The organism is Paraburkholderia sp. CHISQ3 (genome assembly GCF_030464945.1).
GTDB classification, from domain to species: domain Bacteria; phylum Pseudomonadota; class Gammaproteobacteria; order Burkholderiales; family Burkholderiaceae; genus Paraburkholderia; species Paraburkholderia megapolitana.
Window position 1 is genome coordinate 520,529 of sequence record NZ_JALPRG010000004.1, and the last position, 18,869, is coordinate 539,397.

Genomic DNA, 18,869 nt, shown 5'->3' on the forward strand with positions numbered 1-18,869 from the left:
GCGGATGTTGTGTGTCCAGTTGCGTCTACTTGATGTTCGGGCACTGGGCACCCGGATCCACGTTCGGGAAGGTCTGCAGGATACTGACCGAACCGTCCGGCTGAATCTGGCCGAGACGCATGGCAAGAGATGTATGCCGGCTTCTGTTCATGCTCACCGGTCCGCGCGGTCCGTCAAACGACACCTCGCCCAGCGCCTTGATCACCTTGTCGGCATCGGTGGAGCCCGCCTTTTCGACCGCCGCCTTGTACAGGAAGAAGGCTTCGTACTGGGGCTCGGACAACTCGTTCGGCGTCTTCAGATCCTTGCCGAATTTTTTGTCCATGGCCGCGAGAAATTTCCTGTTGCCCGGCGTATCGATACCCGTCAGATAGGAACCCGACATGTACATGCCCGCGGCGACGTCACCCATGCTCTTCGCGGTGCCTTCGTCGATCGCCAGGTTGCCATAGGGCAACGTCATGCCGGAGCCTCTCAGCTGTTTGGCGAGCGACACGTTAGGCGCACCGCCGGCTGTCGCACTGATCAGCGCATCGGGATGCGCCGAACGGATCTTGGAAAGAATCGGCGTCCAGTCGGTACCATCGATCGGCAAGTACTCTTCGCCAACTACCTTGCCGCCGTGCGCTTCGATGTATTTTCGGGTGAATCCCAGCATACCGCGGCCGAAAACGTAGTCGTTGCCGACCAGATAGAAGGTCCTGGCGCCTTTGCTTTTCGCGAAGTAATCGACCACCGGCGCGACCTGCTGCTCAGGTACCCAGCCGTTGACGTACATCCACGGACTGCACGAACGGCCCTCATAAAACGACGTGTACACGAACGGCTTCTTGCCGCGCGCCACGATCGGCAGCGCTGCGTTGCGCGCGGCGCTCGTTTCCATGGATATGATCGCGTCGACGTTCTTCTGGAACACAAGCGTGTCATACGCTTTCTGCGCGCCGACTGCACCGGATGCGTCGTCGGTGATGTCGAGCTGCACCTGCCGGCCCATGATCCCACCCGAAGCGTTGATTTCGTCGACAGCGAGTTGCGACGACTGCACGACGGCTGGAGCGACCACACTGTTTGCACCTGAGAGTCCCACTGCTACGCCGATCCTGATCGGATCGGCAGCGAGCGCGCTCGTGCACATGCAGGCAGCGACGAGCGCTACGGTGGCCCCAGGGATGAGGCTGTTGAACGGAGTCATGGATTTTTCCTCACAGTGGTCGAATAAAATTCTTGCGTTTCATACAGGCATGCCTCGCACGCATGAGGCCGGCCAACCCGTGCCCAGCATGGGGTCGTACACGTCCGCACGCCGATCCTGCAACACGTGATTGAAAGCGTTCAGCGTGCGTTCCGAACGGGTTCGCGCAAGATCGATTGCGGCATACAGGATTTCTTCTCGATCGACACTGGCCGGGCCCGCGACAGGCCATCCGTCTCCCCCCACAATCAGGCTCTGGCCAATGAACGGCTGACCACGCTCCACGCCGATGCGGCTTGCGCATGCGATCGCTACGCCGTTGCTGTGCGCGGCCGCCATCGTGAGCGTCGTGGCCATGGCGGGACGATCGTCCGGTTGTGCCGGCATCGGGACCCAGTTGGTCGGCACGCAAACAATGTCCGCACCTTGCATGGCAGCAAGCCGGTATGTTTCGGGAAACCAGCCGTCGTAGCAGATTGCGATGGCGATTCGTCCCAACGGTGTGTCGAAGACTGGAACACCCAGGTCGCCCGGCTCGAAGAAGAGGCGTTCGTTATTCCAGAGATGCAGCTTGCGATAGACGCCGACGTGACCCGCCGGGCCGGTCAGGATTGCAGAGTTGTAGAGTTGATTGCCTGCCCGCTCGGCGATTCCACTGACGATATGGACACCGAGACGTTGCGCCGTCTCAGCAAGCAATTGCGCGGTTTCCCCCTCTGGCAGGGGTTCGGCCAGCGCGAATGCCTCGGCGCGATCGGTGAACACATAGCCACTATTGGCCAGCTCCGGCAACACCACCAGGGACGCACCGTGATTCGCAGCGACTTCGATGTACCGGACGCATTGCGCCACGTTGTCGTGCTTCCTGCCGACCTGAGGTTCCATCTGAACACATGCGACGACCAGGCCTTCGACGCCGCGTTCTGCGGGGTTGTACTGCAACGCCATCATTTCTTCTCCCAAAAGCAAAAAGCCCCCGAACCAGCGTTGGACGCAAGTTCGGGGGCTGCATAGCCTTTCATGTGTAGCACGGCATCGTTGCCGTGGAACCGCCAGAAAAAATGACGATTCAGTCGAGCCGAATTTATGAAGCCAAATTCACGATGTCAAGAAATTCAACGGCATCAGGAGCAAATACCTGCGGGAGCGACTCTCCGGCAAGCGCGTACTGGCGTCCGGCGCAGAATCTGTACCGCCGTGCACGGCGCGGCGGGTCTTATACTCCGCCGATACACGACTGACGAGCGAATCGACAGATGAAAACAATCGGCGTGATCGGTGGAATGAGCTGGGAATCGTCGGCCGAGTATTACCGGCTGCTGAACCGCTACGCGAAAGCGCGACTGGGCGGTCACCACAACGCACGCAGCCTGATGGTGACCGTCGATTTCGCGACGATCGAGGCCGACCAGCGCGCCGATGACTGGGACTCGCTCGGTCGACAGATGGCCGATGCCGCACGGCAACTCGAACAGGGTGGCGCCGACATCGTGATGCTCGCGACGAACACGATGCATCGCGTGTGCGAATCGATCGAACAGACGATCCATGTGCCGTTCCTGCACATCGCCGATCCAACCGGTGCGGCGCTACGTCGCGCGGGCATCGAACGTGTGGGTCTGCTCGGCACGCGCTATACGATGGAACAGACCTTCTACGTGGGCAGACTGCGCGAACGCTATGGTCTCGATACCGTGATCCCCGATGAACAAGGCCGCGCGGACGTGCATCGCATCATCTACGACGAACTGTGCCACGGCACGATCGATGCGCATTCGCGGGCTACGTATCAACGCGTGATCGAATATCTTGCGGCGCGTGGCGCGCAGGCAGTGATACTCGGTTGCACGGAGATAACACTGCTGATCAAGCCTGAAGATTCCGCGCTGCCGGTGTTCGATACAACCGCGCTGCATGCGCAGGCGGCGGTCGACTGGGCGATATCCGAAGACACGTTGTGACGCGCTGCAAATCGCAAATGACCCCGCCTAGACGGTTGTCGCCGCAGCGCGCCGCGAAGCAGCCCGTGTCACCAGATCGTCCAGATAGCGATCCATCGTTTCGAGCGCAACCGCGATGCCCTCCGCGATAGCCAGGCGCCGTTGCGGTTGCAGTTCGACCGACGGCTGAATCACACATTCGCTCCACTCACGCGCGTGATGTTCATCGCAGGTCAGATGGATGCTGACGAACTCGAGTTCGTGTTCGTTCAGACCCAGTCGGCGCAGACCCTCGTTCATCTTCTGCATCCGGTGCAGCGCCATCGTTTCGATCATGAAGAGCGCGCCGACCAGACACCACGGGTCGCAGTAGTAGCCGTAGTGAAGGATCAGCGTGCGGTCGGCGAGGCTCGGGTAGCTGTCGAGCACAAGCCCATCGCCTGCCTTTGCCTTAAGCGCGAGCATCAGGCGCCGCATCAGATCCGCGTGCGGCACCGGCAGCCTTTCATCGTCGATATTGCGCTGTAACGCATCACGCGCCACATCGCAGACCTGAGCCTGCATCACGCGCTCAACCAGCAGTAAAAACGAAGGGAAGTAGCGATTCTCCAGCATGAACGTCGCGAACTCGCGCAAGGTCACTTTCGTCGCCAGCCAGTCGTACCAGGGGTGACGGTGCGAGCGATGCGAGAGGATCGCGTCAGACCATGCTTCGATCGGAAGGCCCGCAAACAATTCGACGAGTTCCGCGGCCCGCTCGCGTTGCGGCTTCCACCAGTGACGCAGCGACTGCATGTCCGCATCCGCGAGCCGACCGTCGGTCATACCCTCGGCACAACGTTGCAGCAGTGCTGGATCGAAATCGGTAGTCATGGTGTAGCGCTCCGTTCTGAGGATTTCTAACCCGCCTCTACAGCGTCGACCACCGACCCGGCCCGCTTCGCCGCCAGCATCGGCATCGTGAGCATCGTGCTGGCGACAGCCATCAGCAGGAGCGCGGTGAACGTCGGATGATCGATGATGCCTTTATCGAGCAGGATATTGACGAAGATGATCATGATCAGCGCCTTCGTCTGCAGCAGCCAGCCAATCCGGTAAGCGTCGCCACGCGGCCATTTCAGGATCTTGCCGGCAAGTTGCACGCCGAGCAGTTTGCCGACCACCGAGGCAAGCAGCAGGACCGCGGCAAGGATCAGCACCGCACCGCCATGCATGTTCCAGCTCGTTCGCAGACCCGTGCTCAGAAAGAACACCGGCATGATGGATAGCAGCACGCCGTCTCGAAAGAGATCCATCTGCTTTCTGTCGAACCAGTCGGAATCGAGGATCGCCCCCGCGAGAAACGCGCCGACCATGAAATGCAGGCCGGACCAGTCGGCAGCGAGGCCACTCGCTGCCAGCCAGACCAGTCCGACGTACCAGCGGTCGCGCTCGGGCAATCGCGCCATCAGCTTGCGTATCGCGTAGGCTGCAACCGCGTAGCCGATGAGGAAAACCAGTTGCCGTCCCGCGCGATTCCAGTCCAGCAGGATCAGCGCGAGCACGCCCCAGATCGCGACGTCGTCGAAACTCGCATAGCGCAGCACGCGCTGGCCGAACGGCGAGCGCAGTATTTCCAGCCGGTCGAGAAACAGCACGAGGATCGGCAACGCTGTCACCGCGCAGGCCATGCCGATGCCGAAGGTGGCCTGCCATGACTTGCCTGCCACACCGCTCCAGACACCGAGCTTCAGCATCGCGGCCGCGGCAATGCAGCCCAGCAGAAACGGCATCCCGAGCGCCAGCGACGCGGTAACGCTGGTGTCGAGGCGGTGCTTCCACACCTGCTTCAGATCAAGCTCGATACCGGCGATCCAGACGAAAATCATCACTGCCCACCACGCGATGCCGTTCAGCGCCGCAATCACATGCGGGCTGAAAACGAGGCTGTAGTAGCCGGGGAAAACGGCGCCCAGCACGCCCGGCCCCAACAGAATGCCTGCGATGATCTGCACGACCACCAGTGGCGCGTACGAGTCGGTCCTGACGATCCGCCAGACCAGATAGGGAATCGCGAAGATCATCAGCATCGCGAGAAGGAACACGTCTGAGTCGTTCATGAGACTGGCACCGTTTAAGGGTGGGACGTCTTTATGCTTCGCTTCGAGTACTCAACGCGTATCGGCGTGCACAGGACAACGCGCCGCTTCGAAATGCCGCTGACACAGACGCAGTCGTCGCGCGTGCCAGACCATCCAGGTGCCCAGCACGAGTTGCAGCAGACTGCGCCACACGTCTTCCCAGCGATCGCGTAGCGCCATGAACGCCAGCACGCCGGAACGCACGCGCGGATGTTCCGCGCCGCCTCTCGCGACGAGCAGGCAAGGACCGCGATGCGGAATTGAACGGGTGTGAGAGGCCGACGAATAGCACGCGAAGCGCTTGAGCAATTCGCGGCCAGCGGCGCGCATCGTTACCATCGCCACGGCCTGGGCCGGACACGGCCGGTTCGCCGTTACACCGAACGGGATGTAAGTCGCGTCCCGCTTCGACAGGCCATTCCATCGCGTCGGATCGAAGCGTTCGGGATCGTCGAATCCGGTGCGCTGATAGTCGCTGTAGTTGAAGCACAGTACCGAGCCTTGCGAAATCGTCGTGTGATCGTCGACGGCGATATCGGCGGTGGCGATTCTGTGAGCGATGCCGAACAGCGGAAACGCGCGCAACGTCTCGGCGATCACCTGATCGAGGTAGTGATTGTCGTGATCGTTATCGACCAGTGCCTGCTGGACTTCCTGGTGCTGGGCGATCGCGAGGATCAGGTGGGTCATCGCCTCGGACATCTGCACGATGGCCGTATTGAAGAAGACGCCTTGCAGGTACAACGCCTGTTCGTCGATGGAGAGTCCGTCGGGAAGCGGATTCGTCAACTTGCCGGCTTTGATTTTCTCGATCAGGAAAGCCGTCAGTCGCTCGCGTTTTTTCATGTGACGCAGACCGCAGCATTTGAGCGCGGTGACGACGTCGTCGGCGTTGTCGACGATCAGCTTGCGCGCTGTCGGCGTACAAGGTTCGCCGAACACCAACTGGTAATAGAAGTCGGCCCACACCGACATCATCAGATTGCGCAAGCGCACCAGCACCATGTTTTTGCCCGACAGGTCGGCATAGGCACGTTCGGCGCAACGCGCCGCGAGTTCTTCGGCATTGACCTTCGGCAGCGCCAGAAACTGCCGCGTTGCTCGCGCGACTTCGTCGTAGCGCGCGCCCGCTTCGAGATGCTCCTGATGAATCTCCGGTCCCGGCGAGAGCCAGTACCAGAACAGATCGGACAAGCCCGCGCCCTTGCTGCGGCCGTTGGCGGCCGGATGCGAATAGACCTGCATGAACTGCGCGGCGCTGACCGTCGGTCCGGGAACGGCGATACCTTCTTCGCCGTTGATGCGTACAAAGATACGCGCCCTCAGCGCGAGCACACGCTGTGGAAGCCACCACGGAATACTGGCGAACACTGCGAAACCCAACACGATGCCTAGTGCCGCTGCCATGCTTCCTCCCGGCGCTCGAAGCGCAGGAAATCCCGGTTGAGTTCTTTTGGCGAATGACAGCCGCATAGCGCGAGCGTGCGCTCTACTTCGGCGCGCAGCATGTGCAGTACGGTGGCAACTCCATCGGCGCCGTCGATGGCTAAGCCCCAGAGTATCGGCCGCCCGATTGCGACCGCCGTCGCCCCTAAAGCGAGTGCCTTGACGACGTCGGCGCCGCGCCGGATACCGCCGTCTACCAGCACCGGGACTGCCCCACCCACGGCGTCGACGATGTCCGGCAGCAGTTCGATCGTTGCGGGGATCGTGTCGAGCTGACGACCGCCGTGGTTAGAGACGATCAAACCATCGACGCCGCATGCGAGCGCCATTTGCGCATCGGCGGGATGAGCCACGCCCTTGAGCAGAATCTTCAACTGTGTGATCGAGCGCAGCCACTCGACATCCTTCCACGACAGCGCAGTAGAAAACGCAATGTTGCGCACTGGAGCGCCAGGTGCGCTATCCGCATCGCGCAGGTTCTCGCAATACATGCCTGCGGGCAGATCGGTGAAACCGTTGCGGATGTCGCGTTCGCGTCTGCCGAACACCGGTGAATCGACGGTGACTGCGAGCGCGGTGCAACCGGCTGCTTCGACGCGTCGCACCAGCGACTCCGTAAACTTCCGGTCGGGCTGCAAGTAGAGCTGAAACCACAGCTTGCCGTTGCCCGCAGCTGCGACGCTCTCGATGGCCTCGGTCGACGCCATCGATGCGATCAGAATCGTGTCCGCGGTATGCGCGGCCCGTGCCGTCGCGCATTCGCCGTCGGGATGCGCCAACCGGTGGAACGCCGTAGGCGCAATCAGCACCGGCATCGAGATGCGCTGACCGAACAACGCGGTGGACAGGTCCGGGTCGCCCGCGCCACACAGCACGCGTGGGACGAGACCGATCCGCGCATACGCGCTCTCGTTTGCATGGACGGTCAGCTCGTCGCCGGCGCCACCGGAAAAGTAATCGGCAACCGCAGGCTCGAGGCGTCGATTCGCCTCGGCCTCGAGCTCGCGCAATGTCAGCGACTCCATCGCCAGGTATCCTCGCGCTCAGGCGGCCATCTCGGCAGCCGGACCCAGCTCGCGTGCGAAGAACGCCTCGAGCGGATCGCGATGCATCGGCGCAATCCAGTCGTTTTCGAGGTTCTCGGTCACGTGGTGAGTGGCGACCAGTTCGCCGCGACGATAACGACGCACGACCGGATGCAGGTATTGACCTTCGTGCGAGCGCTCAACGGTGTTTTGCGTAATCCGCCCGACCGTGATGTCGAAAGGATCCACCTTGTCGTGGTCGGGACCGTATTCAAGCGTGATCGCGAAATAGCAGTCGGCAGCGGCGAGATCGCTCTGATGCAGATAGTCGACGGATAGCTCTTCGTAATACCGTGTGCCACCACCCGGTTGCACGGTGATCACATCGCCGATCACACCGAATTGCTGCCACAGCGCCGACGTGCGATTCACCCGCGCGATCACCGCTTCCATCAGTTGACGGGGATCTTGCGACAGTTCGCGGTGCGGCCATTCGACGTCGTGATATTTGCGCTCGAGCATATGATGCAGCGCCCGCACGGCATAGCGGAACCCGTGGATGAAGCCGCCCGTCGACTTTTTGAAGTCGCGCACCTGCATCAAGGTGCCGGCGAAATAAAGGTCGGGAATATTGGTCGACTCCCATTCGGCGGTCTGTGCCGGGAAGCGGTCCTTGATGACCAGCTCGGGCCGGCAACTGTCGTCGAAAATGGAAGAGCCGAAACGAAAGCCAGTGCAAGCAATCACGCGGTCGTAAGGCAGATCCTTCTTCACCTCGCCGGCGCGCGAGAAACTGAAGATCACCCGATACCCACCGTCGTCACGCCTGTCGATGCGCACGACGTTGCCGTCGAGTATGGCGTTCTGCGATTTCAGCTGATACGTGTCGAGCAGATTGTTGTTCACCGCCCGCAGATGTCCCACGTAGTGCGTGCGCCACGCGAAACGCACCGGGCTTGGACCGGCCACATGAATCACCGCAGCGGTTTCCATCAGGTTGTCGGCTGTTTCGAAAGCGGAGTTGCCCTTGCCGATGATCAATACGCGCTGATCGACGAAATCGGCGGGATCGACTGAGACGTCGGCGTACTGCTCGACAGTCTCGATACCTGGAATATTGGTGACGTTGGCTTCAGATACACCCGTCGCCACGATCAGGCGTTTCGCGCGGTACTCGTGGCCCTGCTCGTCGGTAACAACAAAATCGCCCTCGCGACTGATGCGAGTGACGCGCGTGTTGTACTGGATACGCAGCGAAAAGGTCGTCGCAAAGTCGGCAAGATACCGCACCATGTCTTTCGATGGTGGGAAATAGCGTGGCGAGTAACGGGTGAAGAGCAGATCGGGATTGTCGGACAGCAGGGAATTCCAGTCCATCCGGAGATTCAGTTCGGGATCGGTGGTCCCGGTGTGCACCTTGTTGATCGAGATCAACTGCCCGTGCCGCGGATATTGCGTGAAGAAAGTTCCGGGTTGCGCGCCGGCTTCCAGAATCTGGTAGTCCCTGCCCGCCCGCTCGAGAAAATAGCCAAGCTGAAGTCCGGCCGGTCCCGCTCCGATGATCAGATAGTCCATGCATGCCCGCCCAATCGTTGACGTTCATCGATGGCGCCTCTGCCTCTGGTAGCTCGCCTGTGCTGCGAGCTGCCGGCAAAGTGCCGCTAACTGCACACCCCGAGAAGGTTGTTTTAGTAGCAGCAACGGGTACTTATCGAATCTTTGGTTGACTGGCGTAGCTATGATGCTTGTTGCATGTGAGGCTTGATCGCGAGTCGCCTGGTCCGCCTAGATTGACGGACCAACATTGAACTCACGTTTGTGGCTGTGTCTCGATACGAACAGTAGACAAAAACGGCCGAGACGAAAAGATAAAAAAGTCAGTGTAAGAGAATTGTTCGAGACGTGCTTGCGCGCCGGCGACATCAGTCGGTGATGCGTGATTTTTCAAATATTGAATTGTGGGTGGTTAGCGACCGGTGCTTCGACGGGCGCAATACTGGATCTGCAGGGAGAACATAAGGAGGTGTGAGACACGCAAGCAAAAAACGTCGCGCGACTCTTCGGTGTTACTCAGATCGTTGCCTTAAGCAACGGAATCTGCACCGGGTATGAAAGCACCGCACAACGACTGTTGATCGTCGCCGGCGGTTCGCTTGTCAATTTGGTTGCGGGGACAGGATTTGAACCTGTGACCTTCGGGTTATGAGCCCGACGAGCTGCCAGACTGCTCCACCCCGCGTCAGAGGAAGCGAATTGTACTGACGCATGTGGCATGCGTCAAACGAATCTGGCAATTATTTTGGTGCTCGACCTTGCAGCGTACGGATGCCTCAAAAAAAGCGGCAAGTAAAAGAGCCGGACAACTTTGATCCGAACGCAGCGCTCGCCAATGCTATCTGTCTTGCGCGTCGACATACACCCTGTTCTTCTCCCGCTTGCCAACGGCGATGACGAACACCGTAACCGTTCGATCCTCGACCCGGTAGACTAGACGATATCCGCTTGCACGAAGCTTGATCTTGTAGCAGTCCTTCATGTCGTGCAGACGAGAAGATGGAACATGCGGATTCTCAAGGCGCTCCGTCGGCTTTTTGGCGAACTGCCTCTTGACCGTCGAATCCAGCTTCCCCCATTCCCTCGCTGCACTTTCGGCGAAATCGAGTTCATACGGCATTGATGTCCACCTTGACCCGCGGCTCGCTCTCACGCTCCTTCACGATCTGGGCGAGCTGGATGTCGTCGAGCATGTCGAGCAGTTTTTCCCAGCGCGCGGCAGGCACGATATAGGCGATCGGTTTGTTTCGATTCAGCAGCGCAACCGGTTGGCCGTGCGCCTGTTCCACGACGGCGGTCGGGTTCGCCTTCAGCTCGGAAATCCCAACCGATTGATCTGCAAGAATGGCTTCCATGGCGCTTCCCAAGAGATCATCTAAAAGACCTATTGTAGGCCTTTTAAGTGATCTTCTCAATCAGGGCTCGCTCGACGGCAAACCGCTGCAACCCTCGCAGTCATGTGTCTCGCGCGATAAGATGCGTGACCATCGGCCTACCCGGTTTCTCCCGGCCCGAGAATGACCAGCCAGACGGGCAGTCCAAGCCTGAGACGACAGGGAATCCCCCTTAAACCCTTGCCCCGCAAGGATGTGAGTTATTCATGAAAATCGCCACCTGGAACGTCAACTCCCTAAAAGTCCGCCAGCAACACGTGCTCGACTGGCTCGAAACGAGCCAGACCGACGTCCTGTGCCTGCAGGAACTCAAGATGCCCGACGAGAAATTTCCGCGCGCGGAGTTCGAAGCAAAGGGCTATCGAAGCTGGTTCGCGGGACAGAAGACCTACAACGGTGTGGCCATTCTCGTGCGCGACGGTTTGAACGTGGACGACGTGAGCGTCGTGCGCAATATTCCTGGTTTCGAAGACCCGCAGCAACGCGTGATCGCCGCGACCATCGAAGGCGCGCGTGTGATCTCCGCGTATTTTCCGAATGGTCAGGCGCCGGGCACGGAGAAGTTTGCGTACAAGCTGAGCTGGCTCGCAGCACTGCACACGTGGCTCGTTCAGGAACTCGCGCAGTATCCGAAGCTCGCGCTGCTCGGCGACTACAACATCGCCCCCGACGATCGCGACGTGCACGATCCGCAAGCATGGGAAGGACAGAATCTGGTCTCGCCCGAAGAGCGCGCCGCATTCGTGGGGCTCATCGAACTCGGACTCGTCGATGCGTTTCGTCTGTTCGACCAGCCCGACAAGGCATTCTCGTGGTGGGATTACCGGATGCTCGCGTTCCGCCGCAATGCGGGGCTACGCATCGATCACATCCTGCTGTCGAAGCCGCTCGCCGCGGCCTGCACGTTCTGCGACATCGACAAGACGCCGCGCAAGTGGGACCAGCCGTCCGATCACACGCCGGTAGTCGCGCAGATCGACTAGAAGCAGAAGCCGCTACGGGTCCATTGCGGCCCGCGCCGCGTCTGCATGAGCGAGCGACGTGCACACACAGTGCACGCGCACGCCACCGCAAACATCACGGCTCGAGATGCAGTTCCTGAATCTTGCGCGTAATCGTATTGCGACCGATACCGAGCCGTTCCGCCGCTTCGACCTTACGACCGCGCGTGAAATCGAGTGCTTCGCGAATCACTGCCGCTTCGAACCGGCGCGACAGTTCATCCATCACGTCGGCGGAATTCTCGCGCAGCATTCTCGCCACTTCAGTGCGCAAGCCGTTTTCCCACACGCTAACCGGCGTCGTCGCGGATACGGTCCCTGCCACTCCGCCCATCAGCGGCACACCGCCGGAGCCGTTTGTCGAGATGGCGGGCGACCCTATACCGCCCGCACTACCACCCGTCGCATCCCCGCCGATCAACCCACTGCTCTCGATACTGCCCGCATGCCCCGGCACGAGATCGGGTGGCAGATCCTTGATCTCGATCGTCTGCGCGGGCGCCATCACGGTCAGCCAGTTCGCGAGATTCTCGAGCTGCCGCACATTGCCCGGAAACGTCAGCGATGTGAGGTAAGCCAAAGCTTCGTCGGAGACACGCTTCGGTTCGACACCGAGATCGCGCGCGCTCTTCTGCAGAAAATGTCGCGTGAGCAACGGAATATCTTCATTGCGTTCGCGCAGCGCCGGCAGACGCAAACGGATCACATTGAGCCGGTGATACAGATCCTCGCGAAACAGCCCCTGACGCACGCGCGATTCCAGATTCTGGTGCGTAGCCGCGATCACGCGCACATTCGCGCGCAGCGGGTTATGTCCACCGACACGATAGAACTGCCCGTCGGACAGCACGCGCAACAGGCGCGTCTGCAGATCGAACGGCATGTCGCCGATTTCATCGAGAAACAGCGTGCCGTTTTCCGCCTGTTCGAAGCGGCCCTGGCGCATCGCCTGGGCACCGGTGAACGCGCCGCGCTCATGACCGAACAGTTCCGACTCGAGCAGATCCTTCGGAATCGCCGCGGTATTCAGCGCGATGAACGGTCCGTTCGCGCGCGGGCTATGACGATGCAACGCGCGCGCGACGAGTTCCTTGCCGCTGCCCGATTCGCCGGTGATCAACACAGTCGCCGCCGAGTGCGACAAGCGGCCGATCGCGCGAAACATGTCCTGCATCGCCGGTGCCTGGCCGAGCATCTCGGGTGCATCGGCGACGCGCTCATCCCATGTCTGCTCGCCGCGCATGCTCTCGTCGACGGCGCGGCGAATCAGTTCGACCGCCTTGTCGACATCGAACGGTTTGGCCAGATACTCGAACGCCCCGCCCTGAAACGCGGCAACCGCACTGTCGAGATCGGAGAACGCGGTCATGATGATGACGGGCAGACCCGGCACCTTGTCGCGCACGGTCTGCAGCAGTTCAAGCCCCGAGCCGCCAGGCATGCGGATATCGGAGACCAGCACCTGTGGGCTATCGTGATCGAGCGCACCCGCGGCTTCGCGGACGTTGGCAAAACTACGCGTCGCGAAGTTCTCGCGGGCGAGTGCTTTTTCGAGCACCCAGCGTATCGATTGATCGTCGTCTACTATCCAGATCGGCTTCATATAGGTCGGTCAGAAGTCTTGAGAGGCGTTGGTTCTAGCAGTCGAGCGGCAGCAAAATCTGAAACTCGGTGTGCCCCGGGCGGCTCTCCACTTCGATCAGTCCATCGTGCTGTTGCACGAAGGTCTGCGCCAGTGTGAGACCAAGACCGCTGCCGTCTTCGCGCCCGGAAACGAGTGGGTAGAAGATACGGTCGCGAATCTCATTCGGAATGCCTGGGCCGTTGTCGATGATATGCAAGTCCAGTGCCAGCTTGCACAGGCGTTTTGCAACGGTCACCTTGCGCGCGATACGCGTGCGCAACTCGATACGCGCATCGCCTTGCGAAATCCGTTCACGCAGCGCTTCCGCTGCGTTACGTACGATGTTCAGCAGCGCCTGGATCAGTTGTTCCTTGTCGCCGCGCAGGTCCGGCACGCTCACGTCGTAGTCGCGCTCGATCGTGAGGCCGCGTGGAAACTCGGCCATGATCACCGCGCGCACACGCTCGCACACTTCGTGAATGTTCACGTCGCCAACCACATGCGGATGACGGTGCGGCTCCAGCAGACGGTCTACGAGCGTCTGCAGCCGGTCCGATTCCTTGATGATCACCTGCGTGTATTCGCGCAGTTCGTCGCGCTCGCGCGCGCCGAGTTCGAATTCGAGCAACTGCGCCGCCCCGCGAATCCCACCGAGCGGATTCTTGATTTCGTGGGCAAGATTGCGGATCAACTGCTTGTTGACCGCGGTCAGATCGTGAATGCGCTCTTCGCGATCCGAGCGCATATGGCGCTCGTTTTCGAACAGTTCGAGCAGCACGTAGTCAGGTGCGCTCTCGAGGAAGCCGACTATCGCATGCACATGCAGCGGCTCGTGTGCGGTGCGTTCGAGCACCGCGTCGAGATGCGTCGCATGAAAACGTTGCGCCGCGATCGATGCGATCGTCGCGACGAGTTCGTCGGCGTTCGTGAAAATATCGGGCCACGCCATCTGCCTGAGCTGACGCCGCGACAGTTCGAGCATCGCTTCCGCGGACGGATTCGCAAACGCCACCCGCAGCGTGCGCTTCTCGAGCACGAGCACGACGGTCGGCAACGCTTCGAAACCCGTCAGCAGGCCGGAGTCGACGAGTTGCGGGTCGTCGGACAGCGCCTCCGCATGTCCCTTTCTCGCCTTGATCAGATTCTTCAGAACCATCGTTCAGTCTGGCCGGTATGAAGCAGTGTAGTGACTTAGGTGAAGCAACTGCATGAAGCAATACAGCTCGCTTGAGCGCAACAAAAAAGGGACGGCGCCGCCGTCCCTTCGTCACCGATCGCGAGCGTCGGGCGCGCGCTTCGCTTGCGTAGCAGGCGAAGCGCCATCGCCGCTTACAGCGAGTAGTACAGTTCGAACTCGACCGGGTGCGTGGTCATACGCACGCGTTGCAGTTCGGCTTCCTTCAGACCCAGGTACGCATCGATCATCGCGTCGGTAAACACTCCGCCGCGCGTCAGGAACTCGCGATCCTTGTCGAGCGCTTCGAGCGCCTGATCGAGGCCGGCACACACGGTCGGGATCTTTGCATCCTCTTCCGGCGGCAGGTCGTACAGGTTCTTGTCGGCGGCTTCGCCCGGGTGAATCTTGTTCTGCACGCCGTCCAGACCGGCCATCAGCAGCGCCGAGAAGCACAGGTACGGATTCGCCATCGGATCCGGGAAGCGCGTTTCGATACGGCGACCCTTCGGGCTCGACACGTGCGGAATGCGGATCGATGCCGAACGGTTGCGCGCCGAGTAGGCGAGCTTCACCGGTGCTTCGAAGTGCGGCACGAGACGCTTGTACGAGTTGGTCGTCGGGTTCGTGATTGCGTTCAGCGCGCGAGCATGCTTGATGATGCCGCCGATGTAGAACAGCGCGAATTCCGACAGGCCGGCGTAGCCGTTGCCTGCGAACAGGTTCTGGCCGTCCTTCCACACCGACTGGTGCACGTGCATGCCCGAACCGTTGTCGCCGACGATCGGCTTCGGCATGAACGTCGCCGTCTTGCCATACGTGTGCGCGACGTTATGGACGATGTACTTCAGTTGCTGCGTCCAGTCGGCGCGCTGCACGAGTGTCGAGAACTTGGTGCCGATTTCGTTCTGGCCTTGACCCGCCACTTCGTGGTGGTGCACTTCGACCGGAATGCCGATCTGCTCGAGCAGCAGACACATTTCCGAGCGGATGTCCTGGAACGAATCGACCGGTGCGACCGGGAAGTAGCCGCCCTTCACGCCCGGACGGTGACCCGTGTTGCCGCCTTCGAATTCTTTCGCCGACGACCACGGCGCTTCTTCCGAACCGATCTTCACGAAGCTGCCCGACATGTCCGTGTTCCACTGGACCGAGTCGAAAATGAAGAATTCGGGTTCCGGACCGAAGTACGCGGTGTCGCCGAGACCCGAGCTCTTCAGGTAGGCTTCGGCGCGCTTCGCGAGCGAGCGCGGATCGCGTTCGTAGCCCTTGCCGTCTGCCGGTTCGACGACGTCGCAGGTCAGCACGAGCGTCGATTCTTCGTAGAACGGGTCGATGAACGCGGTGTCGGCGTCCGGCACCAGCAGCATGTCCGAAGCCTCGATGCCCTTCCAGCCGGCAATCGAAGAACCGTCAAACGCATGGCCACTTTCGAATTTGTCTTCGTCGAATGCCGACACCGGCACCGAAACGTGTTGCTCTTTGCCGCGCGTGTCGGTGAAACGGAAGTCGACAAACTTGACGTCTTCGTCTTTGACGATTTGCATGACGTCGGCCACGGATTTACTCATAACCTATCTCCTGATTAACGAATTCGGCGGATCGAGCCGCCGCCCAAATCTAGCTGACCCATCCCGGTACGTCCACCTGATCCTGACAGCAGCGAATCAAGGTTACGGCCCATGATTGAATCGATCGGCACCAATAAAGCAGCTTCCATGCCACACATGCGCCAAAGCGGCGCAGCGCGTTTGCCGACGCGCGTTTGCGGGGAACCGGCAGGGCTCCGTGCAGCGTGCCATCGCGGCGACGATAGCGAAGAAGCACTATCGCGGTGCATCCCCAAAGCGCGCGCCACTATTGAACACCACATTAGTGCATTTCTGAAAATATGCACCACTTTAACGCATTTACCTGACCGCTTCCCCGCAACGTCTTCGGCGCCACGACAAAACAACGAGCCGCGTTTTCACGACCCGACGACCCACTGATGCCGCAACCTTCCGCGAGCTAGAATGCTCCTTTGGTCCGAAGGAGATTTGCCGTCATGAGCACGCTCGAACAGCTGTACGCCCAGGCCGACAGGCGCCGTACCGAGAACCAGTTGCCGTATGCGGGCGCCGTGTCCCCGGCCGAAGCCTTCGAGCTTCTTCAACTCGACACCAGCGCCCGGCTCGTCGATGTGCGCACACGCGCCGAACTCGACTGGGTCGGCCGCCCGGTGATCGGCGACGGTCAGTACGCCCATGTCGAATGGACCCGCTACCCAGGCGGCGTGCCGAATCCGGAATTCCTCGAGCAACTGCGCCTCGTCGCCTCTCCCGATACCCCCGTCCTGCTGCTGTGCCGTAGCGCGGCGCGCTCGAAGCTCGCCGCGATCGCCGCGACCGAGGCCGGCTTCACGCGTGCATTCGATCTGCTGGAAGGATTTGAGGGCGACAAGGATGGCCAGGGGCATCGCAAGACAGTGGCGGGATGGTGCTTTCGCGGCTTGCCGTGGATCGGCGCTTGACGCGCTGAACTGTGTCGGCGAAACACGCGGCTGCTTAGCCGCGTTCACACCTCATGCTCGGCGCCGGATGTGACAGGCCGATGATGCGGGCGCCGGCCAGCCGGCCGCTCGACCGCGCAGCGCATCGGTCGTTACGTTGACTAGCGCGGCTTGCCTGCCGAAGACGGCGCCTCGGCCACCGCCGGCTCAATGATGTCGCCGCCGAGTTGATGCACGCCTTCGCGCAGCTTCACGAACGCCGCAGCCACCGCTTCAGGTTCGCCCTTCACGCCCAGATCGATATGTCGGCGTGCGTAGACGCCACCGCGCTCCGCATCGCCCACGCTCGGCAAGCTGAACACCCGCACGCCGGGAAAATCACGCTCGATCTTCTCCATTAGCGGCGTCAGCGTCGACTCGGGCATCTCGAACACCAGCAGCGACTTCTCCGCATGCGGCATCGCGTGATGCAGATGCGCGTACTTCGTATCCAGTACCCATTCGATCATCGGCCACGCCATCACTGGAAAGCCCGGCACGAAGTGATGATCGCCGACCGAGAAGCCCGGAATCTTGTTGTAGCCGTTCGGAATGATCGACGCGCCGCGCGGGAACGTGCCCATGTTCAGGCGATGCCGGTTGTCCGGCGAGTCGAGATCGAGTGGCGTCGGGGAGTTCGCCGGATGCATCTCGCGAATCCGCTCCTGAATCAGCACCGAAGCTTCCGGATGCAGTTCGAGCGGCACACCGAGCGCGGTTGCCGCGCACTGGCGCGTGTGATCGTCGGGCGTCGCACCGATACCGCCGGTCGAAAACACGATATCGCCGGAAGCAAACGTACGACGCAGCGTATCGACGATACGTTGCGGATCGTCGCCGATATAGTCGGCCCATTCGAGCGACAGTCCGCGTGCGCTCAATAGTTCGATGACCTTCGGCAGATGCTTGTCGGTACGTCTACCCGACAGGATTTCATCGCCGATGATGATGACGCCAAATGCCATGGCCGCCTCTCGATAAGAAGTCAGTAAGGGGTCGCCGTCGTGCGGGCGCCCTGCTCTTCGGCGCGCATCCGTTGCAGCGCGCGCAGGCAGTAGTAGCCGAACCAGAGCGCGGAAAACACGAGGATGAACGCATAGATCCAGATGGTCACTGCGGTCACCACCGGAAACAGCACAATCAACCAGACCGACGATGCCCACAGCAAGGTAGGCAGCGAGCCGAGCAAGCCGCTCGCGACGCCGATCAGCAGCAACGGTAACCGGTAGCGCCGGATCAGCGCACGTCGTTCGTCCGCACTTGCGTGCAGCGCAAGCGCATCGTAAGTCATCACGCGGTAGGTGAGCCAGCCCCACAGCAACGGCGGAATCAGCGCGAAGAACGGCGGCACGAGCCAGAGCGGCAACGTCACCACGAGCAGCACGAGGCAGATCAGCGTGGTGAACAGCGAATGCGCGAGGCTGCCGTACCACGTGCCGCCGCGCCGCATCTCGAGGTTCGCGAACTGCCGCTGCGACAGATGCCGGATTACGGCCGGCATCGACAGCGTGGCGATCAGCAGCAGCACGGAGACGACGATCAGCGGGATGGCGAGCGCGATGACGAGGAACGGTGCGATCACCGCATGCAGCGACGAAAACCCGAGCCAGTTGAAAAGCCCGTACAGCGTCGTCGTGAACGACCAGCTATCGAGCCATGTGCGCGCAACGCCGGTCAGCGTCTGCCAGAAGAACCAGAGAATCACGCCCCACACGACCGTTGCCGCCGCAAACGGCACAAAGGTCATCCAGAGCATGCGCGGGTGGAGCGCACTCGTCAGCGCGCGCCCGAACGAGCGCAACAGATCATTCATGCGAGCCGGTGCCGGTGATTGAAGCAGTGAAAAGAACTGAATGAAGGTGTCACGGG

Annotated in this window: 17 protein-coding genes and 1 tRNA gene; 3 read left to right on the top strand and 15 right to left on the bottom strand. The window is 61.0% G+C overall.

The genetic code is table 11. The features are described 5' to 3' along the window. Positions 1-25: 25 nt before the first annotated feature. Both M0D65_RS12235 and M0D65_RS12240 read right to left on the bottom strand, forming a co-directional pair. On the bottom strand, positions 26-1,135 hold the full coding sequence (locus tag M0D65_RS12235; RefSeq protein WP_245811545.1) for a substrate-binding protein: 1,110 nt from the start codon (positions 1,133-1,135) through the stop codon (positions 26-28). A gap of 96 nt (positions 1,136-1,231) precedes the next feature. Continuing rightward, positions 1,232-2,143 carry a nitrilase family protein gene (locus tag M0D65_RS12240; protein ID WP_091014352.1) on the bottom strand — a complete coding sequence of 304 codons (912 nt, stop codon included), beginning with the start codon at positions 2,141-2,143 and terminating at the stop codon, positions 1,232-1,234. Between the two features lie 305 nt (positions 2,144-2,448). On the opposite strand from M0D65_RS12240, the gene M0D65_RS12245 reads away from it, so the two are divergent. Beyond that, positions 2,449-3,153: an aspartate/glutamate racemase family protein gene (locus tag M0D65_RS12245; protein ID WP_091014355.1), complete on the top strand. Its 705-nt coding sequence runs from the start codon at positions 2,449-2,451 to the stop codon at positions 3,151-3,153. 27 nt (positions 3,154-3,180) lie between these two features. Here the strand turns inward: M0D65_RS12245 and M0D65_RS12250 are convergent, their stop codons facing one another. From M0D65_RS12250 to M0D65_RS12285, 8 genes are all read right to left on the bottom strand, one after another. After that, entirely contained in the window at positions 3,181-4,005 is an 825-nt protein-coding gene (locus tag M0D65_RS12250) for an iron-containing redox enzyme family protein (RefSeq protein WP_091014359.1), read from the bottom strand. Between the two features lie 26 nt (positions 4,006-4,031). Continuing rightward, complete coding sequence (locus M0D65_RS12255) at positions 4,032-5,231, bottom strand: cation:proton antiporter (protein WP_091014362.1); 1,200 nt, start codon at positions 5,229-5,231, stop codon at positions 4,032-4,034. Positions 5,232-5,282: 51 nt separating this feature from the next. Next, on the bottom strand, positions 5,283-6,659 hold the full coding sequence (locus M0D65_RS12260; RefSeq protein ID WP_091014366.1) for a cytochrome P450: 1,377 nt from the start codon (positions 6,657-6,659) through the stop codon (positions 5,283-5,285). Further along, positions 6,644-7,723: an alpha-hydroxy acid oxidase gene (locus M0D65_RS12265; protein WP_091014369.1), complete on the bottom strand. Its 1,080-nt coding sequence runs from the start codon at positions 7,721-7,723 to the stop codon at positions 6,644-6,646. The genes M0D65_RS12260 and M0D65_RS12265 overlap by 16 nt, the downstream gene beginning before the upstream one ends. Positions 7,724-7,741: 18 nt before the next feature. Next, complete coding sequence (locus M0D65_RS12270) at positions 7,742-9,298, bottom strand: NAD(P)-binding domain-containing protein (RefSeq protein ID WP_091014372.1); 1,557 nt, start codon at positions 9,296-9,298, stop codon at positions 7,742-7,744. Between the two features lie 587 nt (positions 9,299-9,885). Continuing rightward, positions 9,886-9,962, bottom strand: a tRNA-Met gene (locus tag M0D65_RS12275). Positions 9,963-10,115: 153 nt separating this feature from the next. Further along, complete coding sequence (locus tag M0D65_RS12280) at positions 10,116-10,397, bottom strand: type II toxin-antitoxin system RelE/ParE family toxin (protein WP_091014375.1); 282 nt, start codon at positions 10,395-10,397, stop codon at positions 10,116-10,118. Next, complete coding sequence (locus tag M0D65_RS12285) at positions 10,387-10,632, bottom strand: type II toxin-antitoxin system Phd/YefM family antitoxin (RefSeq protein ID WP_091014378.1); 246 nt, start codon at positions 10,630-10,632, stop codon at positions 10,387-10,389. The genes M0D65_RS12280 and M0D65_RS12285 overlap by 11 nt, the downstream gene beginning before the upstream one ends. A gap of 245 nt (positions 10,633-10,877) precedes the next feature. Here M0D65_RS12285 and xth point away from each other — a divergent pair, with 245 nt between their 5' ends. Continuing rightward, entirely contained in the window at positions 10,878-11,654 is a 777-nt protein-coding gene (xth, locus tag M0D65_RS12290) for an exodeoxyribonuclease III (protein WP_091014381.1), read from the top strand. Positions 11,655-11,748: 94 nt separating this feature from the next. Here the strand turns inward: xth and ntrC are convergent, their stop codons facing one another. The 3 genes from ntrC to glnA all read right to left on the bottom strand — a co-directional run bounded on the left by ntrC (position 11,749) and on the right by glnA (position 16,041). Beyond that, complete coding sequence (gene ntrC, locus M0D65_RS12295) at positions 11,749-13,275, bottom strand: nitrogen regulation protein NR(I) (RefSeq protein WP_266252870.1); 1,527 nt, start codon at positions 13,273-13,275, stop codon at positions 11,749-11,751. Between the two features lie 34 nt (positions 13,276-13,309). Continuing rightward, a complete protein-coding gene (gene glnL / locus M0D65_RS12300; protein ID WP_091014387.1) occupies positions 13,310-14,452 on the bottom strand; it encodes a nitrogen regulation protein NR(II) in 1,143 nt (380 codons plus the stop codon). A 173-nt stretch (positions 14,453-14,625) separates the two neighbouring features. Next, positions 14,626-16,041: a type I glutamate--ammonia ligase gene (gene glnA, locus M0D65_RS12305; RefSeq protein ID WP_091014389.1), complete on the bottom strand. Its 1,416-nt coding sequence runs from the start codon at positions 16,039-16,041 to the stop codon at positions 14,626-14,628. Between the two features lie 476 nt (positions 16,042-16,517). Here glnA and M0D65_RS12310 point away from each other — a divergent pair, with 476 nt between their 5' ends. Continuing rightward, complete coding sequence (locus M0D65_RS12310; RefSeq protein ID WP_091014393.1) at positions 16,518-16,982, top strand: rhodanese-like domain-containing protein; 465 nt, start codon at positions 16,518-16,520, stop codon at positions 16,980-16,982. Positions 16,983-17,122: 140 nt separating this feature from the next. Here M0D65_RS12310 and M0D65_RS12315 read toward each other — a convergent pair whose 3' ends face one another. Further along, a complete protein-coding gene (locus M0D65_RS12315; RefSeq protein WP_091014396.1) occupies positions 17,123-17,965 on the bottom strand; it encodes a molybdopterin-binding protein in 843 nt (280 codons plus the stop codon). 20 nt (positions 17,966-17,985) lie between these two features. After that, positions 17,986-18,813: an EI24 domain-containing protein gene (locus M0D65_RS12320; RefSeq protein WP_091014398.1), complete on the bottom strand. Its 828-nt coding sequence runs from the start codon at positions 18,811-18,813 to the stop codon at positions 17,986-17,988. Between the last annotated feature and the right edge of the window lie 56 nt (positions 18,814-18,869).

Excerpts from the sequence above, each read along its gene's own strand:
- M0D65_RS12245 (WP_091014355.1), top strand. The coding sequence starts at position 2,449 with ATGAAAACAATCGGCGTGATCGGTGGAATGAGCTGGGAATCGTCGGCC.
- M0D65_RS12270 (WP_091014372.1), bottom strand. The coding sequence starts at position 9,298 with ATGGACTATCTGATCATCGGAGCGGGACCGGCCGGACTTCAGCTTGGC.
- M0D65_RS12240 (WP_091014352.1), bottom strand. The coding sequence starts at position 2,143 with ATGATGGCGTTGCAGTACAACCCCGCAGAACGCGGCGTCGAAGGCCTG.
- M0D65_RS12285 (WP_091014378.1), bottom strand. The coding sequence starts at position 10,632 with ATGGAAGCCATTCTTGCAGATCAATCGGTTGGGATTTCCGAGCTGAAG.
- M0D65_RS12280 (WP_091014375.1), bottom strand. The coding sequence starts at position 10,397 with ATGCCGTATGAACTCGATTTCGCCGAAAGTGCAGCGAGGGAATGGGGG.
- M0D65_RS12250 (WP_091014359.1), bottom strand. The coding sequence starts at position 4,005 with ATGACTACCGATTTCGATCCAGCACTGCTGCAACGTTGTGCCGAGGGT.
- M0D65_RS12315 (WP_091014396.1), bottom strand. The coding sequence starts at position 17,965 with ATGGCATTTGGCGTCATCATCATCGGCGATGAAATCCTGTCGGGTAGA.
- M0D65_RS12320 (WP_091014398.1), bottom strand. The coding sequence starts at position 18,813 with ATGAATGATCTGTTGCGCTCGTTCGGGCGCGCGCTGACGAGTGCGCTC.
- glnA (WP_091014389.1), bottom strand. The coding sequence starts at position 16,041 with ATGAGTAAATCCGTGGCCGACGTCATGCAAATCGTCAAAGACGAAGAC.
- M0D65_RS12260 (WP_091014366.1), bottom strand. The coding sequence starts at position 6,659 with ATGGCAGCGGCACTAGGCATCGTGTTGGGTTTCGCAGTGTTCGCCAGT.
- M0D65_RS12310 (WP_091014393.1), top strand. The coding sequence starts at position 16,518 with ATGAGCACGCTCGAACAGCTGTACGCCCAGGCCGACAGGCGCCGTACC.
- M0D65_RS12265 (WP_091014369.1), bottom strand. The coding sequence starts at position 7,723 with ATGGAGTCGCTGACATTGCGCGAGCTCGAGGCCGAGGCGAATCGACGC.
- M0D65_RS12255 (WP_091014362.1), bottom strand. The coding sequence starts at position 5,231 with ATGAACGACTCAGACGTGTTCCTTCTCGCGATGCTGATGATCTTCGCG.
- ntrC (WP_266252870.1), bottom strand. The coding sequence starts at position 13,275 with ATGAAGCCGATCTGGATAGTAGACGACGATCAATCGATACGCTGGGTG.
- glnL (WP_091014387.1), bottom strand. The coding sequence starts at position 14,452 with ATGGTTCTGAAGAATCTGATCAAGGCGAGAAAGGGACATGCGGAGGCG.
- xth (WP_091014381.1), top strand. The coding sequence starts at position 10,878 with ATGAAAATCGCCACCTGGAACGTCAACTCCCTAAAAGTCCGCCAGCAA.
- M0D65_RS12235 (WP_245811545.1), bottom strand. The coding sequence starts at position 1,135 with ATGTGCACGAGCGCGCTCGCTGCCGATCCGATCAGGATCGGCGTAGCA.